The 17178-nt window shown below is 59.8% G+C and carries 10 protein-coding genes; 7 read left to right on the forward strand and 3 right to left on the reverse strand.

Annotated elements, in window-relative coordinates:
* Positions 1 to 3: 3 nt before the first annotated feature.
* Both tssM and icmH read right to left on the reverse strand, forming a co-directional pair.
* A complete protein-coding gene (gene tssM, locus G5574_RS00435) occupies positions 4 to 2112 on the reverse strand; it encodes a type VI secretion system membrane subunit TssM (RefSeq protein WP_033741079.1) in 2109 nt (702 codons plus the stop codon).
* Complete coding sequence (gene icmH / locus G5574_RS00440; RefSeq protein WP_033741082.1) at positions 2112 to 3329, reverse strand: type IVB secretion system protein IcmH/DotU; 1218 nt, start codon at positions 3327 to 3329, stop codon at positions 2112 to 2114. Before icmH ends, tssM begins: the two co-directional genes overlap by 1 nt.
* Before the next feature lie 951 nt (positions 3330 to 4280).
* Here icmH and G5574_RS00445 point away from each other — a divergent pair.
* The 7 genes from G5574_RS00445 (at position 4281) to cobA (ending at position 16226) form a co-directional block, all read left to right on the forward strand.
* A complete protein-coding gene (locus tag G5574_RS00445; protein WP_164481850.1) occupies positions 4281 to 5504 on the forward strand; it encodes a nitrate regulatory protein in 1224 nt (407 codons plus the stop codon).
* 259 nt (positions 5505 to 5763) lie between these two features.
* A complete protein-coding gene (locus G5574_RS00450; RefSeq protein ID WP_033741083.1) occupies positions 5764 to 7026 on the forward strand; it encodes a CmpA/NrtA family ABC transporter substrate-binding protein in 1263 nt (420 codons plus the stop codon).
* On the forward strand, positions 7026 to 7898 hold the full coding sequence (gene ntrB, locus G5574_RS00455) for a nitrate ABC transporter permease (protein ID WP_006118920.1): 873 nt from the start codon (positions 7026 to 7028) through the stop codon (positions 7896 to 7898). The genes G5574_RS00450 and ntrB overlap by 1 nt, the downstream gene beginning before the upstream one ends.
* Positions 7899 to 7908: 10 nt before the next feature.
* Positions 7909 to 8697, forward strand: a complete 789-nt coding sequence (locus G5574_RS00460) for an ABC transporter ATP-binding protein (protein ID WP_006118921.1) — start codon at positions 7909 to 7911, stop codon at positions 8695 to 8697.
* A gap of 10 nt (positions 8698 to 8707) precedes the next feature.
* A complete protein-coding gene (gene nirB, locus G5574_RS00465) occupies positions 8708 to 12781 on the forward strand; it encodes a nitrite reductase large subunit NirB (RefSeq protein ID WP_164481851.1) in 4074 nt (1357 codons plus the stop codon).
* Complete coding sequence (locus tag G5574_RS00470) at positions 12778 to 15399, forward strand: nitrate reductase (RefSeq protein ID WP_164481852.1); 2622 nt, start codon at positions 12778 to 12780, stop codon at positions 15397 to 15399. The genes nirB and G5574_RS00470 overlap by 4 nt, the downstream gene beginning before the upstream one ends.
* Positions 15396 to 16226 carry a uroporphyrinogen-III C-methyltransferase gene (gene cobA / locus G5574_RS00475; RefSeq protein WP_058701711.1) on the forward strand — a complete coding sequence of 277 codons (831 nt, stop codon included), beginning with the start codon at positions 15396 to 15398 and terminating at the stop codon, positions 16224 to 16226. Before G5574_RS00470 ends, cobA begins: the two co-directional genes overlap by 4 nt.
* 34 nt (positions 16227 to 16260) lie before the next feature.
* Here cobA and G5574_RS00480 read toward each other — a convergent pair whose 3' ends face one another.
* On the reverse strand, positions 16261 to 17073 hold the full coding sequence (locus G5574_RS00480; RefSeq protein ID WP_033741089.1) for a DeoR/GlpR family DNA-binding transcription regulator: 813 nt from the start codon (positions 17071 to 17073) through the stop codon (positions 16261 to 16263).
* Positions 17074 to 17178: the final 105 nt, after the last annotated feature.

Genomic DNA, 17178 nt, shown 5'->3' on the forward strand with positions numbered 1-17178 from the left:
CCATTATGGATTATGCGTTGTCGGGCGCTGTGCCTTCGCGGGGGCAATCGCCAGTACCGCGCCGCCGCGCCCCGCATTGTTCAAATTATCAGCCAGCTTGCGCATCATCAGCGCATTGTCACGCGCATAAGGTGAAGACTGAATTTGCTGATCGAGTAGCTGGCTTAAATGCCAGTCAAGCTGCTGCAAATCCCGCGCGCTGACCTTTTCAGGTAACGAACGCTGCAGATTTTGCAGTAGCCAGGCCCGTAGAAATTCCCCATCGTAGTTTCTGGGCTGATACAGCATCTGATAAGCGCGGAGCGCATTACGACTGTATTCATTGTCATCACCGGGATCGTTACGCAGCAGGTTGGTGATCTGCTGAGCGACCCGGGGCAGCAGTAAAGACTTAAGCGCATTTTGATAAAGCGCCCAGGCGGCATCGCTGACCTGATTGCCACGATATAAGCCTGCCCGCATAGTAAGCGGCGGATTATCGAGAGAAAACTGGTCGGACACCGGTAACTTCACCAGGTTATTCAGAAAGGGTAGCAGATCAAAAATATTATCAGCGGGCTGATGTATCACTTGCTGACTTTGTGCAGAAATTGCCGGTACGCGCGCGGTAACCTGCTGCAGATAATGCTGGTTCTGATAGTAGCTGATCAACCACAGTCCGCTCATGATTACCAGCGCCCCGGCCAGCATACCGTAGCCAATCCAGTGCAGGAGCTGATTACGGTATTCCCAGCGACGATTGCTGCCCGCCAGGCCACTTTCTTTAAACACCAGATTGCTCAGCAAATCACGAATAAAAAAGCTCTGGCCTTTATTGCCGGGAATAGGGCTGTTGCGGTTGACCCGATCCCAGGCGGCAATCGAGTGTGCCCCCGCCTGACGCAGTTGCAGTTTGCGGCTCAGCTCGCCCATCACGCGGTCAAAAGGCAAACCTTCCTGTGTACCGCTGGTAAAGAACAGCCCACGAGGATTCCAGGCCACGGTCTCAGAACGCGGGGAAAAAATGCTGTCCAGGTATTCGCTGAGCAGGGGACGCAGCGAAGCAAACTCCTGCGGAAACAGAAAACATTCTGCCCGCTCATTGAGGTCGCGCTCATGGGTCATTTGCCCGGCCAGTTGCTGCTGCAGTTGCTGTTCTAACTGGGTAAACTGCCCCTCGAAGTGAAGATGCCAGTCCTGCTTGTGTGGCTTACCGGCTTCCCAGGGAAACGTAAAGCCCCAGATAGCATCGCGGCGGGCCTTCTCCATGCTGCCGAAATAACTCATAAAGCCTTTCAGCAGGTCGGTTTTGGTCACCATGACATAGACGGGAAAATGAATACCGGTGTGCTGATGCAGTTCGTTCAGCCGTTCGCGCAGCGCGTTCGCCTGTTCGTAACGCGCCTCAGCCGAATCGCTGAGTAAATCCGCGACGCTGATGGTCAGGATGACGCCGTTGATCGGCTGCCGCGCCCGATAGCGCTTCAGCAGATTGATAAAACTCTGCCACTCGCTGGCATCGCGTGCCCGCTGGCTTTCCTGTAACGCATAGCGCCCGGCGGTATCGATCAACACGGCGCTGTCGGTGAACCACCAGTCGCAGTGCCGGGTACCGCCGACGCCGCGAACGGCCTCGTTGCCGAACGTATCGGTCAGGGGAAATTTCAGGCCGGCATTGAGCAGAGCGGTGGTTTTACCAGCACCCGGCGCACCAATCATCAGATACCAGGGGAGCTGATAGAGGTAATTGGCGTTAATCCGTGCCCACAGGCTGCCCTGGCGTCGGCCAAAATGGGTGCGCTTGAGGCGCATGGCCGCCTCACTAAAGCGCTGGCTGAGCAGCGCCTCAGTGGCCTGCCGTTCCGCCGGATCGTCGCTCTCTGCGACCTGCAACCGGTCAAGCAGGCGACTGTTGAACCAGGCACGGTACAGCGCAGGAATTAGCTGGAAACCAATCCAGAGAAGATAAAGCAGACTGACCACAATCTTGCGGTGTAGCGCGGGTTCAAGCGGGCGGGTTTCATTCCACGCGATAAGCGGTCCCAGCATCCACAGCAGGCAACTCAGTGCCGTGACGCCAATAAAGCTCCACAGCAGCCGATGCGTTAAGAATAAGCGGAAAGAAGCGCGCATCAGGGTGTTCCTTGGTGAGTACTCAGTGTTTCAGGTGCGGCAAACAGCGTAATTTCAACACGGCGATTACGGGTACGGTTCTCGCTACTGTCGTTGGGCAGCAGCGGATCGCTGTCGCCGCGGCCTTCTGACCGGAGCACGTGTGAATCGGCCAGTTGCACCTGCAGTAACTGGCTAATCGCCCGGGCACGGGCGAAAGAGAATTCATAGTTTGAGGCAAACCGACTGCCGTCAACAGGCTGATCGTCGGTAAACACCGACACCAGAATGGTGCCTTTGACGTCTTTCATCGCTGCGGAGACGCGCGCCAGAAGCGCCCGGCCCACCGGATTAATCACCGTGCCCTGTTCGGCAAACAGCTTGTCTGCCGGGATAATCACTTTGCTGCCAAACGCACCGTCGCTGACTTCGAGCTGGCCGGCGGCGATCACGTCATTTAACCGCTGACGTAAGTCGAGCAGCGCCTGTGGCGAAGAAGGGCGACGATTCATCATGATTTGTGGCAACGGCATATTATACAGACTGCGCAGCAGAGGCTCAGCCGCGTTGCCGAGCCGCCAGTTGAGTCCGCTGTAAATCAGGCAGCCGATCAGGGCGACCAGCATGGCACAGGCCCAGAGTGGCACCATCGGACGGGCCAGCGTATTAACCAGCGGATGTACCTGCACCAGCGGCGTGGACTCCGTGGTTTGCTGCGCACGGGTTTCGTCGATCAGCGCTTTTAACCTTGCCCGCAGGCTGTCGCACTGCGCCCGGCCTTTTTCACTGCCCCGGTAACGCCCTTCATAACCCAGCAGCAGGCAGTAATGAATAATTTCCAGCAGCCAAAGGTGCTGCTGAGGGCTTTGTGAAATGCGTGAAAGCAGCTGGAAGAACTTTTCGCCGCCCCAGCTTTCATTGTGGAAGGTCACCAGCATGCCGTTGCCGGACCAGACGCCGCGCGTGCCCCATGGCGTTTGCGCGGCGGCTTCATCCAGGGCACTGCACACACAGTACCGTGCACCGATGATCATCTCAAACGGCAGGCCTGCCTGCTTGCAGCGTTGTTCAAACAGGCGGATTTCATCAATCAAAGACTGACGTAAACCTGCCGGGTCATCGTGGGTAGCAGCCTGACGAATTTGCACCACCGCATTCAGCAGAGGCGCGGCCGCTTTGAGTAACAAATTTTCGCGACCAGAGGTCGTCACCTCACGCGGTGAAGATTCCACGCTCATGGCTGTGTGTACTTCCCGCGTTGCGTTGCGCGTCCGGCAGTATGCGCAGGACGGCAGGGGTTAAATTTCATCAGTTCATGATCCAGGTTGCCGTCGTGACAGGACCGCAGTGTCTGCTGTCGCCACCCACGTCAACGCACAGGGGTTAAGTTATCTGGCCATGCAAATGCGTGCTGCCTCGCGTGTCACCGTCAGGACGACGGTTCACACCGGTGGTCAGCTCAACCTCGCCGGGAGCCTGCCCGCGGATATCACCGCAAGGGCATATCCGTATCGGCAACGTCGGGGTAGACCGGGGCTGTGTTGAGCCTTTGCCCGCGCGGCCTGACTCAGGCAAGGGCGGTGGGCATGTCCCGAACAGGGCGCGCACGTTCCACTGCACGTCACCGGCGAATCGGCATTGACCGAGGAGGGGGCGTTTTGCTGCCGGACAAAAAATATGCAGCTAACGGGCAAAACGCTAAATGGTTTTTCACCCTTTTCCTCACGTCAGTGTCTCTGCCTGCACGATGTTTATCACACGTATCGCGCCTCCTCATCGGGAGGCGCACAGCCGGGCAGGTGATCTGTTCAGAGACAAGGCCGCTCATGGTCACTCTTTACAGCGCTCAGTCTACCTAAGACTTTTGAGAATTCAAACCATTGCACCCAATGATATAGCATGGTAATGGCCGTTTAGCCCGTTCCTTGTGCAGGGGCTTCAGGGATGGCGCCTCCGGGGCAGTATCGGGCGCATTACTCGCGACATTTCGCCTCAAAAACGCGGGTGATCCCATCCCTGCCACGGCCCGGCGGCCTGGGTAAAAGAATAAGCCGCGTTAACCACTTTACACCGCAGTGAGAAACGGAAAGGGCGGAACGTGCGGCACAAGCCGTCAGGCTAAGAAAAGACGGGGCGGAAACGGCACGGCTTTTGCTTGACTCCTTTTTTGTACGAAAAGGGGGTGAGCAATGGATGACGCACTGAGCTGGGTGCAGGCCTCACGGCAAAGCGATATTGCCAGCCTGCAACGCCTTCGCCAGACCGGTAAACTCATTACCACCGTCAGCGAACTGGTGCATCAGCTTCAGCGTGAGCGGGGGGCGAGCACTCTGTGGATTTGTTCTGAAGGCCGGCTTTACGGTGAGCAGCGGCTCGCCAGTGAGCAGGATGTGACGCGCTGCCAACGGGATTTTTGCCAGGCCTTACCCAAAGCCGAAGCCCAGCCGGGATACAGCCGGTTCTGTAACCTGATCGCCGCCGCGCTGCAGGCCCTGGCCGGGTTACCGGCGTTGCGCCAGCAGATTACGCAACAACAGATTGCGCACGCGCAGGCCGTTGCGGCATTCAACACCATTATCCGTAGCTTACTGAACCTGGTCTTTGAAGCCGCCGACACCGCCAGCCATCCTGACATTACCCGCGCGCTCATTGCGCTGTTCAGCTTTATGCAGGGCAAAGAGCTGGCGGGACAGGAACGCGCTCTGGGAGCGGCCGGCTTTGCCGCCGGCCAGTTCAGCGCAGAGCAACGCAGCGCCATGGTGGCCTTAATTGAAGCACAGGAACAAAGTTTTTCGACATTCCAGCAGTTTGCTGATGAGGCGGTTTTGCACCACTGGCAGCCGCTGGCGCAGGCCAGTCGCGAGATTGAACGACTGCGGCGCATTGCCTGTACCGACGGGCGGCGGGATGACAGCGGCGCACCGCAGTGGTTTTCACTGCTGTCACAGCGTATCGATCAAATGAAACTGCTGGAGGATCAGCTGTCAGCCACGCTGATGTCGCGCTGCCGCGAGGCGATCGCACTGGCACAGCATCAGGCCGCTGAACCCCTGCATGTGGCACAGTCGGGCTGCAATTTTACGTTATATGTCTCCGGGGCGGACTGGCTGCCTGCCGAGTCCGGTGCGCTGAACAGCGACGGGCTGGCGCCCCAGCTCGGTCGCTCGCTGCTGTCGTTGATCGCGGAGCAGTCCCAGCGTTTGCAGCATCAGGCCAATGAGCTGGCCACTCTGCGCGCCACGCTGGAAGAGCGCAAACTGCTCGACCAGGCTAAAAACTGGCTGATGCAGCAGCATGGGCTGAGTGAAGAGCATGCCTGGCAACGGCTGCGTAAAAGCGCGATGGATCAGAATAAACGGCTGTCGGAAATCGCTCAGGCGATTGTCACGGTGGCCGCCACGATGAAGAGGTAACTCGAAAGCGTTAGCTGCACAATGCTTGTGCGTGATCTGCGTCACCAATGTGCAAAATCGGTTAAAAACTCGCCAGAGAAAACCCTGAAGCGCCCGCGCAGGACCGTTTCAAAGCTGGCACGCGGTTTGCTTTACCTTACAGAGTGTGTGCATTTGCTTTGCCAACGGCGGTAAAGCGAGTGCTTTGGATAAAGGCGTCCATCTCCCTGTGAAATCAGTGGAGAGGACGCCTTTTTTTATTTCCTGAGGGTGGCAAAAAATGAGCAAATCGCCAGTTTCACTGTCTCGTCGTCAACTGCTGTTATCCAGCGCCGCCGTTGGCGGGCTGTGGCTGTTGCCGGGATTGCGCAACGCCGTATGGGCGGCGGGTTCCGATGCGCCAGAAAAAGCCACCGTGCGGGTGGGATTTATTCCGCTGACCGACTGTGCGCCGGTCGTCATGGCCTCGGTGAAAGGCTTTGACAAAAAATATGGTCTGACGCTACAGCCCAGTAAAGAAGCCAGTTGGGCAGCCGTCCGCGACAAGCTGATCTCCGGTGAGCTCGATGCGGCACACGTTTTGTACAGCCTGATCTATGGCCTGCAACTGGGCGTTGCCGGCCCGCAGCATGCGATGGCGAACCTGATGACGCTTAATAACAATGGCCAGGCGATCTCCCTGTCGAACCAGCTGAAAGCGCAGAAGGTTACCGATGCCGCCAGCCTGAAAAAGACCATCGACAGCCAGGCCAAAGGCAGTCTCACCTTTGCCCATACCTTTCCGACCAGCACCCACGCGATGTGGCTGTACTACTGGCTGGCGAATGCCGGTATCAATCCGTTTGATGACGTGCGCACCGTCGTCGTGCCGCCGCCGCAGATGGTGATGAATATGAAGATTGGCAATATGAGCGGCTTCTGTGTGGGCGAGCCGTGGAACCAGCGCGCCATCAGCGACGATATTGGTTTTACCGTCGCCACCAGTCAGCAGATTTGGCCCGATCATCCCGAAAAAATTCTCGGCACCCGCGCCGCGTGGGTGAAAGAGAACCCCAATACGGCGCGCGCGCTGACGGCGGCTGTCCTTGAGACGGCACGCTGGATCGATGCCTCCGATGATAACCGCCGCGAAACGGCGCAGGTGCTGGCCGGGCGCGCCTGGATCAACACCAAACCTGAGATTCTGCAAGGCCGCATGCTCGGCCAGTACGAAAACGGGCTGGGACAGAAATGGCAGGATCCGCATGCGATGCGCTTCTTCCATGACGGCAGCGTCAGTTTCCCGTATCTGTCCGATGGTATGTGGTTCCTTACCCAGCTTAAGCGCTGGGGAATGCTGACCCAGGATCCGGACTACCTGGCTGTCGCAAAGCAGATCAACCAGATCGATATCTACAAACAGGCTGCCAGCGCTGTCGGCAACGTCACGTTGCCCGGCAGTGAGATGCGCAGCAGTACCCTGATGGACGGCAAGGTATGGGATGGCACGAATCCTGCCGCTTACGCCGCCAGCTTTGCCATTAACCATAAAGAGAGGTCGTGATGAAAACCCAGACTCGCTCGCTGGCGCAGCCTGAGACGCTGCCCACCCACGCCACCGTGGTGCCCCTTCAGGTGACGCCAAAAAAGATGCGTTCACCTGCGCGCCTGCGTCCGTTTTTGCAGCGTGCCATTCCCGCGCTGTGCGGTGTGCTGCTTCTGCTCCTGATCTGGCAGATTGCGGCGCTTTCCAGCAAAGGCTTTCCCGGCCCGTACGCCACCTGGGAGGCGGCGAAAGTCCTGTTCGCCGATCCGTTCTATAACAACGGTCCCAACGATCAGGGCATCGGCTGGAATGTGCTGGCCTCGCTGCAGCGCGTGGCTGTCGGCTTTGGTCTGGCCGCGCTGGTGGGGATTCCCGCAGGCTTTCTGCTGGGGCGTTTTACCTTTGTGGCACGCATGTTCAATCCGGTTATCGCGCTACTGCGCCCGGTCAGCCCGCTGGCCTGGCTGCCTATCGGCCTGCTGCTGTTTCAGCGGGCCGAACCGGCCTCCAGCTGGACCATTTTTATCTGTTCCATCTGGCCGATGATTATCAATACCGCAGAAGGCGTACAGCGCATTCCCCAGGATTACCTCAACGTGGCGCGCGTGCTGCAACTGTCGGAATGGACCATCCTGCGCCGCATCCTGTTTCCCGCCGTTCTGCCAGCGGTGCTGACCGGGGTCCGCCTGTCGATTGGCATCGCCTGGCTGGTGATCGTGGCCGCCGAAATGCTGACGGGCGGCCTGGGGATCGGCTTCTGGATCTGGAACGAGTGGAACAACCTCAATGTTGAAAACATCCTGATTGCCATTTTGCTGATTGGGGTCGTCGGCCTGCTACTGGAGCAGGGACTGATGCTGCTGGCGCGTCGCTTTAGCTGGGATAAATAAGGGGAACACTATGCAACCTATCATTCGTGTACAGCAGGTCAGCCAGCGTTTTACCACCTCCGGCGGCGATTTTCTGGCGCTCGATAATGTCAGTTTTGATCTTCATCAGGGGGAAACGCTGAGCCTGATCGGTCACTCTGGCTGTGGTAAATCCACGCTGCTCAACCTGATCGCCGGTTTAACCCGGCCTACCAGCGGTGTCCTGTTGTGCGATAACCGCGAAGTTACCGGCCCCGGCCCTGAGCGCGCCGTTGTGTTCCAAAACCACTCGCTGTTGCCCTGGCTGACGGCGTATCAAAACGTTGAGCTGGCGGTCGAGCAGGTGTTCAAAGGCAAGATGAACAAAGCCGAAAGACGTGACTGGATCGAGCACAACCTCAACCAGGTGCAAATGAGTCATGCCATGCATAAGCGCCCCGGCGAGATCTCCGGCGGCATGAAGCAGCGCGTCGGCATCGCCCGCGCGCTGGCAATGAAACCTCGCGTGCTGCTGCTGGACGAACCCTTCGGTGCGCTGGATGCCTTAACGCGCGCGCATCTGCAGGACAGCGTCATGCGCATCCAGCAGGCGCTGAACACCACCATCGTCCTGATTACCCATGATGTGGATGAAGCCGTGTTGCTGTCCGATCGGGTGCTGATGATGACCAATGGCCCGGCGGCGCAGGTGGGCGACATCCTGACGATTGACCTGGCCCGACCGCGTTCACGCGTGGCGCTGGCGGATGACGTGCGTTATCACCAGCTGCGCCAGAAAGTGCTGCATTTTCTCTACGAAAAACAGACCTCGGCGGCATAAGGACGACACCATGAGACAACGGTTGCTGGTTGTGGGTAACGGGATGGCGGGCATGCACATGGTGGAAACCCTGTTGCAGCTGGCGCCGACGCGTTACGACATCACCGTGATTGGCCGTGAGCCGCACGGCAACTATAACCGTGTGCTGTTGTCGCCACTGCTGGCCGGGGAAACCACCGTTGCGCAAACGCTGATCCACGATCCTGACTGGTATCACCGTCACGGCATGACCTTGCTGGCGGGAGAGACGGTGGAACAGGTGAATGTCGCTGAGCGGACCTTACGCACCGACCAGCGCCTGCTGCACTGGGACCGCCTGGTACTGGCGACCGGATCGCAGCCCTGTCGGCCGTCTGTCCCAGGCAGCGACCTGCCGCATGTCAGCACCTTTCGCACGCTGCAGGATGTAGACACTTTGCTGGCGGGGCAGGGTCCGGTCGTGGTGGTCGGCGGCGGCTTTCTGGGTATAGAAGCGGCCGCCGGCCTTCAGGCGCAGGGGCGTCAGGTTACGCTGATTCATCGTCAGTCGTGTTTGCTGGACAGACAGCTGGACGCCAGGGCAGGGGAATTACTGCTGGCCCAGCTCCGGGCGCGCGGCATTCGCTGTGAACTGAATACCAGCCTTGCGGCGATCCGGACGGATAGCGTGATCCTCCACGATGGCCGGGTGCTGGCGGCGCAGCAGGTGGTGATGGCCATTGGTGTCCAGCCGGCAATCGCCCTGGCGCAGGCCGCCGGGATTCCCTGCCAGCGCGGCATACTGGTGGATCGCCAGTTGCGCAGTGCGCACGCGGGAATTTATGCCCTAGGCGAATGTTGTGAAATCAGCGGCGAGACCTTCGGTCTGGTCGCGCCCTGTCTGGCCCAGGCGAAGATTCTGGCGGCGCAACTGGCCGATCGGCCTCAGGCGGATTTCTACAGCGCGGCCACGGGCACCCGTCTCAAAGTCAGCGGTATTTCCCTGTTTAGCGCCGGTGACGTTCGCGAAGCCCCGTCTGTCACTAGTTTTGACCCGATCGCCGGGCACTATCGCCGCCTGTTCCTCAAAGACGGCCGGCTGAACGGCGTGCTGCTGTATGGCGACTGCCAGCAAAGTGGTGCGCTGCTGAACCAACTCCATAATGCCGGACCGGTTTCTGTGAATACGCTGTTCGGCCTTGATGAACCTGAAACGCAGCCGCTGGCTGCAGGAAACCCTGTGATGAGCCAAACGAAACCTGTATTAGCCGTGGTGGGTCACGGCATGGTCAGCCACCATTTTCTGGAGCAACTGGTCGATCGTAACCTGCATCAACATTATCACGTGGTGGTTTACGGCGAAGAGCGCTATCAGGCTTACGACCGGGTTCACCTTTCCGAGTATTTCACCGGTAAAACGGCCACGCAGTTGTCGCTGGTAAGCGAGGAATTTTTTGCCCAAAACGCGATTGAACTGCGTAGCGGTTGCCGGGTAGAGGCGATCGATCGCCAGCAGCGCAGCCTGCGCGACAGCACGGGCCGTGAGCTGGCCTGGAATAAGCTGGTGCTGGCCACCGGCTCGCGCGCCTTTGTCCCCCCGGTCCCCGGCCATGACGGCGAGCGCTGCTTTGTCTACCGCACGCTGGACGATCTGGATGCCATCGCAGCCTGTGCCCGCCAGAGTCAGCGCGGCGTGGTGATCGGCGGCGGGCTGCTGGGCCTGGAGGCCGCCAACGCGCTGAAGCAGCTTGGGCTGGAGACCCACGTGGTTGAGTTTGCGCCGCGCCTGATGGCCGTGCAACTGGACGAAGGCGGGGCGCTGATGCTGCGGCAAAAGATCGACGCGCTGGGCGTGACGGTACATACCGCGAAGCAGACCGAACAAATTGCCAGCCAGCCTGACGGCAGTCTGGTGCTGCACTTTGCCGATGGCGGCGAGCTGGCCACCGACCTGGTGCTGTTCTCTGCCGGTATCCGTCCGCGTGATGAGCTGGCCCGCAGTGCCGACATCAGCGTGGGGCCGCGCGGCGGCATTACCATCAATGACCATTGCCAGACCAGTGACAGCGACATTTATGCCATCGGCGAATGCGCGCTGTGGAACGGGCAGATTTTTGGCCTGGTAGCGCCGGGCTACCAGATGGCGCGAGTGCTGGCCGGGCATCTGGCGGCCGAACCCGCGCAGTTCACTGGTGCCGACACGAGCACCAAACTGAAGCTGCTGGGCGTAGACGTCGCCTCCTTTGGCGATGCGCACGGCAAAACGCCGGGCAGCCTGAGCTACCACTGGGCCAATGGACCAAAAGGCATTTACAAGAAGATCGTCGTGAGCGCCGACAATACACGACTGCTGGGCGGCGTGCTGGTAGGAGACAGCAGCGACTATGCCACCCTCCTGCAAACGATGTTAAATGACATGCCGCTGCCGGCAGCACCGGAAGCGCTGATTTTGCCTGTATTAAATGGCGCGCCGGCCAAAGGGTTGGGCGTCGCTGCGCTGCCGGACAGCGCCCAGGTGTGCTCCTGTCATAACGTCAGTAAAGGCGATATCTGCCAGGCGGTGCAGAGCGGCTGTGGCGAGATGGCCAGTATTAAAAGCTGCACCAAAGCGGCAACCGGCTGTGGCGGCTGCGCTGCGCTGGTAAAACAGGTAATGGAGTTTCAGCTGGAAAACCAGGGCGTCGCCGTTAAAAAAGACATCTGTGAGCACTTCGCCTATTCCCGCCAGGCGCTGTATCACCTGATCCGTATCAATGGCATCAAAACCTTTGACGAGCTGCTGGCCAGCCACGGACGGGGCTGTGGTTGCGAGGTATGTAAACCGCTGGTGGGTTCGCTGCTGGCCTCGTGCTGGAACGATTACCTGCTGAAACCGGCCCATTTACCCTTACAGGACACGAATGACCGTTACTTTGCCAATATCCAGAAAGATGGCACCTATTCGGTAGTGCCGCGCGTGCCAGGGGGTGAGATCACGCCACAGGGCCTGATCGCCATCGGCGAAGTGGCCGCGCGTTACGACCTCTATACCAAAATCACCGGCGGCCAGCGTATCGATCTGTTTGGTGCGCGACTGGACCAGTTGCCTGCTATCTGGGAAACCCTGCTGGAAGCCGGCTTTGAAACCGGTCATGCCTACGGAAAATCCCTGCGTACAGTGAAATCCTGCGTTGGCTCGACCTGGTGTCGTTATGGCGTGCAGGATTCTACCGCCTTCGCCATCGCGCTGGAGAACCGGTATAAGGGCCTGCGCGCACCACATAAGATCAAGATGGCCGTGTCCGGCTGTACCCGCGAATGTGCGGAAGCGCAAAGTAAAGATATCGGGGTCATCGCCACGGAAAACGGCTGGAACCTGTATGTCTGCGGCAATGGCGGCATGAAGCCACGCCATGCGGAACTGTTTGCCAGCGATCTGGACGATGACACGTTGATCCGGTACGTCGACCGGATTCTGATGTTCTACGTGCGCACGGCGGATCGCCTGCAGCGTACCAGCGTCTGGATGGATAACATGGAGGGCGGGCTGGACTACCTGCGTGAGGTGGTGATTCATGACAGCCTGGGGATCGCCGCCACGCTGGAACAGGACATGCAACAGGTGGTAGACACCTGGCAGTGCGAATGGCAGACCACGCTGGCCGATCCTTCGCGACGTGCGCTGTTTACCGCCACAGTGAACAGCGATCACCCGGATGAAACGCTGCACTATGCGCGCGTGCGCGGACAACGCCAGCCCCACAAGGCCAGCGGTATTCCCCTGATGCATCTGCCCGCCGAACCCTGGAGCGAAATCTGTCCACTGGAGGCCATCCCGCCAGAGGCCGGCATTGGGGCCCGTCTTGGCAGCGTCCGTATTGCTTTATTCCGTCTGGGTGATGACTGTTATGCGCTGGAGGATCGTGAGCCAGGCAGCGAAGCCAGCGTGCTGTCACGCGGCATCCTTGGCGATGTTGCCGGGGAGCCGGTGGTGATCTCTCCGCTTTACAAACAGCGGGTGCGCCTGCGGGACGGACAGAGCCTGGATAACCCTCAGCATCAACTGCGCTGCTGGCCGGTCAAACTGGAGGACGGCCAGGTGTGGGTCGCCAACCGTCCGCTTAACCTGATGGCGCAGGCATCATGAAAACCACCTGCGCTTATTGCGGTGTGGGCTGCGGCGTCGAGGTCACGCAGTCGCAGAGCGCGTCGGCTCAGGTCCGGGGCGATGCCAGTCATCCGGCGAATGCCGGGCGGCTGTGCGTGAAGGGCGCGGCGCTGGGCGAAACCCTGACACAGGCCGGACGGTTGCTGCATCCTCAGCTTCATCACCAGCGCGTCAGCATGGAGACGGCGCTGGATGCCGCGGCTGACGGACTGCGCAGGATTATCGATACGTACGGCCCGGAGGCGGTGGCTTTTTACGGTTCCGGCCAGTTGCTGACCGAGGATTACTATGTGGCGAACAAGCTGATGAAAGGTTTTCTCGGCGTCGCCAATATCGATACCAATTCACGCCTGTGCATGGCCTCAGCGGTGACGGGCTATAAACGGGCGTTCGGCGCGGATGCCGTGCCGTGCTGTTACGAGGATCTGGATCAGGCCGAGGTGGTTATCCTGGTCGGCTCGAACGCCGCCTGGGCTCATCCGGTGCTGTTTCAGCGCCTGAAGCAGGCAAAAACGCAGCGCCCTGAGATGCAGGTTGTGGTGATCGATCCGCGCCGCACGGCCAGTTGTGAATTCGCCGATCTGCACTTACCGCTCCGGCCGGGCAGCGATCCGGCCCTGTTTTCGGGCCTGTTGCACTGGCTGGAACAGCATGGCGGCATTGACGCCACGATGCTGCCGCATCTGGACGGTGTAGACACAACCTTACAGGCCGCGCGGCAGTGGGATTGTGCGACGGTGGCAGCCCATTGTGATATCAGCCACGACATGATCGCGGCGTTCTACCGGTTGTTTACCCGGCATGAGCGCGTAGTGACCTTATGGTGTATGGGCATCAACCAGTCACAAAGCGGCAGTGACAACAACAATGCCATTCTCAATGCGCATCTGCTTAGCGGCAAGATAGGCCGACCCGGCTGCGGCCCGTTTTCGCTGACCGGACAGCCGAATGCGATGGGCGGGCGGGAGGTTGGCGGACTGGCCAACCAACTGGCGGCTCATATGAGTTTCACTGCGGAAGACTGCGACCGTTTACAGCGTTTCTGGCGCAGTCCGCGTATGGCGCGTCAGCCCGGCCTGACGGCGGTCGATCTGTTCGACGCCATTGATCGCGGGGCGATCAAAGCCGTATGGATTATGGGCACCAATCCGGCGGTTTCGATGCCAGAAGGCAATCGCATTGCACGGGCGCTGGCTGCCTGTCCGCTGGTGATAGTGTCAGACGTACTGGCGCAAACGGATACCACCGCCTTTGCGCATATTTTGCTACCCGCGCAGGGCTGGGGGGAAAAGAACGGCACCGTGACCAATTCTGAACGCCGGATTTCCCGCCAGCGCGCGTTTATGCCCCCGGCCGGAGAAGCGAAACCGGACTGGTGGTTACTCGCCCAGGTCGCCCAGCGTCTGGGCTTTCATGAAGGTTTTGCCTGGACGCATCCGGCAGCCATCTTCCGCGAACACGCGGCGTTGTCGGGATTTGAGAACAACGGCCAGCGCGCGTTTGATATCAGCGGTCTGGCCGGGATGAGCGACGCACAGTGGGATGCGCTGACGCCGGTGCAGTGGCCGGTCAACGCCCGCTATCCCCAGGGTTGCGCGCGGCTGTTTAGCGACCGGCACTTTTACCATACTGATGGTAAAGCCCGCCTGTTGCCACCGGCCACGCCGCAGCCCGTCGCGTGCAGGGCGGCGTATCCGTTATTGATGAACAGCGGACGGATCCGCGATCAGTGGCACACCATGACACGCACCGGTCTGGTTCCCCGGCTCATGCAGCATTGTGATGAGCCGTTTGCAGCACTGCATCCGCAGGACGCACAACGCTATGGCCTGTGCGCGGGGGCACTGGCACGGGTGCAGTCCGACGCGGGCTGGATGACGGTGCGCGTGACGCTGGACAGCGGTCTGCGACGCGGTGAGATCTTTGTCCCTATGCACTGGAACCGACAGTTCAGCCTGCAGGGCACGGTCGGCGGGCTGGTGGCCTCAACCCGCTGTCCGGTCTCGGCACAGCCTGCCTTTAAACAAACCGCCGTACGTATCCAGCCGCTCCACACCCGCTGGCAGGGCTGGCTCTGGCAGCGCGACGTAAGCCCGCCTGACGGGCTGCGCTACTGGGCGCGTACACCCTATGAGGGCGCGCATCGTTTTAGCCTGGCCGGAGACGGTTCGCCAGAACAGTGGCTCACGGCAACGATCCCGCTGGACGGGCTGCAACGGCAAACCGCCCATGCGGCGGAACCGCATTACCGCCTGCTGGCCTGGCGCAACGGAGAGCTGCAGCTGGCCTTTTATGCCGGCGCGTCGTTACCCGCGATCGATCATGACTGGGTTGCGCAGGCTTTTCGCCAGGCGCCGGCGAATGCGGCGGAACGGCATGCTCTGCTGGCGGGACAATCGGCACAACGTGCCGTGGCTGGCCGGACGATCTGTAGCTGCTTTGGCGTCGGAGAAAACACGATCTTACAGGCGATTAAACAGGGCTGTCACAGCACCCAGGCACTGGGTAACGCACTCAACTGTGGTACTAACTGCGGCTCCTGTCTGCCGGAGCTAAAACACCTTTTGCTTTCCGTTGCTGTACCGGAGGAAGAATGACGATCGCGATCAACGCTTTAGATAAACTGCTGGCGCCGGAAAACGCGTCCAGCCCGGGCAAGGTCTGGCTGGTCGGGGCTGGGCCGGGGGATGTGGAGCTACTGACAGTCAAGGCGCTGCGTTTGCTGCAACGCGCGGACGTCGTGGTTTATGATCGCCTGGTCAGCGAAGCGGTGATGGCGGAAGTCGCCAGCAGCGCGCTCTGTATCGACGTCGGTAAACAGCCGGGTCATCACGGCCTGAAGCAGGCACAGATCAATCAACTGCTGGTGGATCTGGCCGCCAGCGGGCGCAATGTCGTGCGGTTAAAAGGCGGCGATCCCTTTATCTTTGGCCGTGGCGGCGAAGAGATGGTCAGCCTGCAGCAGGCGAATATTGCCTGCGAGGTGGTACCCGGCATTACCGCCGCCGTGGGCTGTGCGGCTGCCAGCGGCATTCCGCTGACGCACCGTGACTGCGCCCAGTCATTGCGCTTTATCACAGGGCACGGGCGCAGCGGCGAACCGCAGCTGGATGCGGCGGCGCTGACCGCCACCAATCAGACGCTGGTGTTTTACATGGGGTTAAGCTGGAGCAGCGTGATTAGCGCCCGGTTACGGGAATATGGCCGCAGTGAGGCGACGCCGGTGGCAATCATTGAAAACGGTACGCGCCGGGACCAGCGGGTGCTGATCACCACGCTGGCCGGGTTGCCTGATACGGTCGAACAGCAAAAACCGGTGTCACCGTCGTTACTGATTGTGGGCGACGTGGTGCGCTATTACCGTGCCGATCTTATGGCTGCCCAATCGCGCGAGACGGCGATGAGCGTGACGGCATCGCACTGACGATGACGGCGTCGGGGGAAAAATCAGGGACAGACTATCCTGACCGGCGGGTCGGAGTGGGCGCAACCAGCACCCTGACGCCCAGCGCTTCAAAGGCCGCAATATGCGACGGGCTGATCCCACTGTCGGTGATCAGATAGTGGATGTGGCTCCAGTCGCAGGGCAGGGCAAACATCGAGACCTTGTCGATTTTGCTGGAGTCCGCCACGACATAAACGGTACTGGCGGAGTTAATCATCGCCATTTTCACTTTAATATCGGTTTCACTGGGAAAGCTCAGGCCCAGCCGCGGCGAAATACAGGCGGTGGCGAGAAACAGCTTTTCCGCCAGCACATTTTCAAAAAAGCTGGCCGCTTTCTCGCCCGACGTTGACAGCGTCGGAAACTTAAAGGTGCCGCCTGTCAGCAACACATTAATGCCCGGCTCACCGCCCAGTTTCAGGGCGATGTTGACGGCGGTGGTGACCACAGACAGACGGCGAATGTGGCTGATGGCATCGGCAATCGCCGTCGTTGTCGTACCGGAATCGAAAATCACCGTATCGCCATTTTCGATGTGCTGCGCGGCCAGACGACCAATGGCGTCTTTCTCTTCCAGATGCGTCTGACGTTCAAGCTGCAACAGGCCGGTGTTCTGCTTGCCGGTCATCAGCGTTGCGCCACCATGATAGCGTTGTACAAATCCCTGTTTTTGCAGCATGCGCAGGTCGGTCCGCAGCGTGGCCTCGGTAAGCCCAAAAGTTTGGGTTAACGCTTTAACCGTTACCGTGCCGTCTTCCCGAATCATCTCTAAAATCTTTTCACGCCGCTGCTGCATTTCAGCTAACTGCTCAGTTTTGCTTTTCAATCGAAATGCTCCCTCTTTTACTTGCATCGGGCTTCGTGCATTCACGCGCTGTGAAAGAGTTTACCTTGCCGGTTTCGCGTTGGCGAGTGAGCGCCGATTCTCTGT

Origin of the sequence: Pantoea stewartii (assembly GCF_011044475.1) — a bacterium.
In the GTDB taxonomy this organism is placed as follows: domain Bacteria; phylum Pseudomonadota; class Gammaproteobacteria; order Enterobacterales; family Enterobacteriaceae; genus Pantoea; species Pantoea stewartii.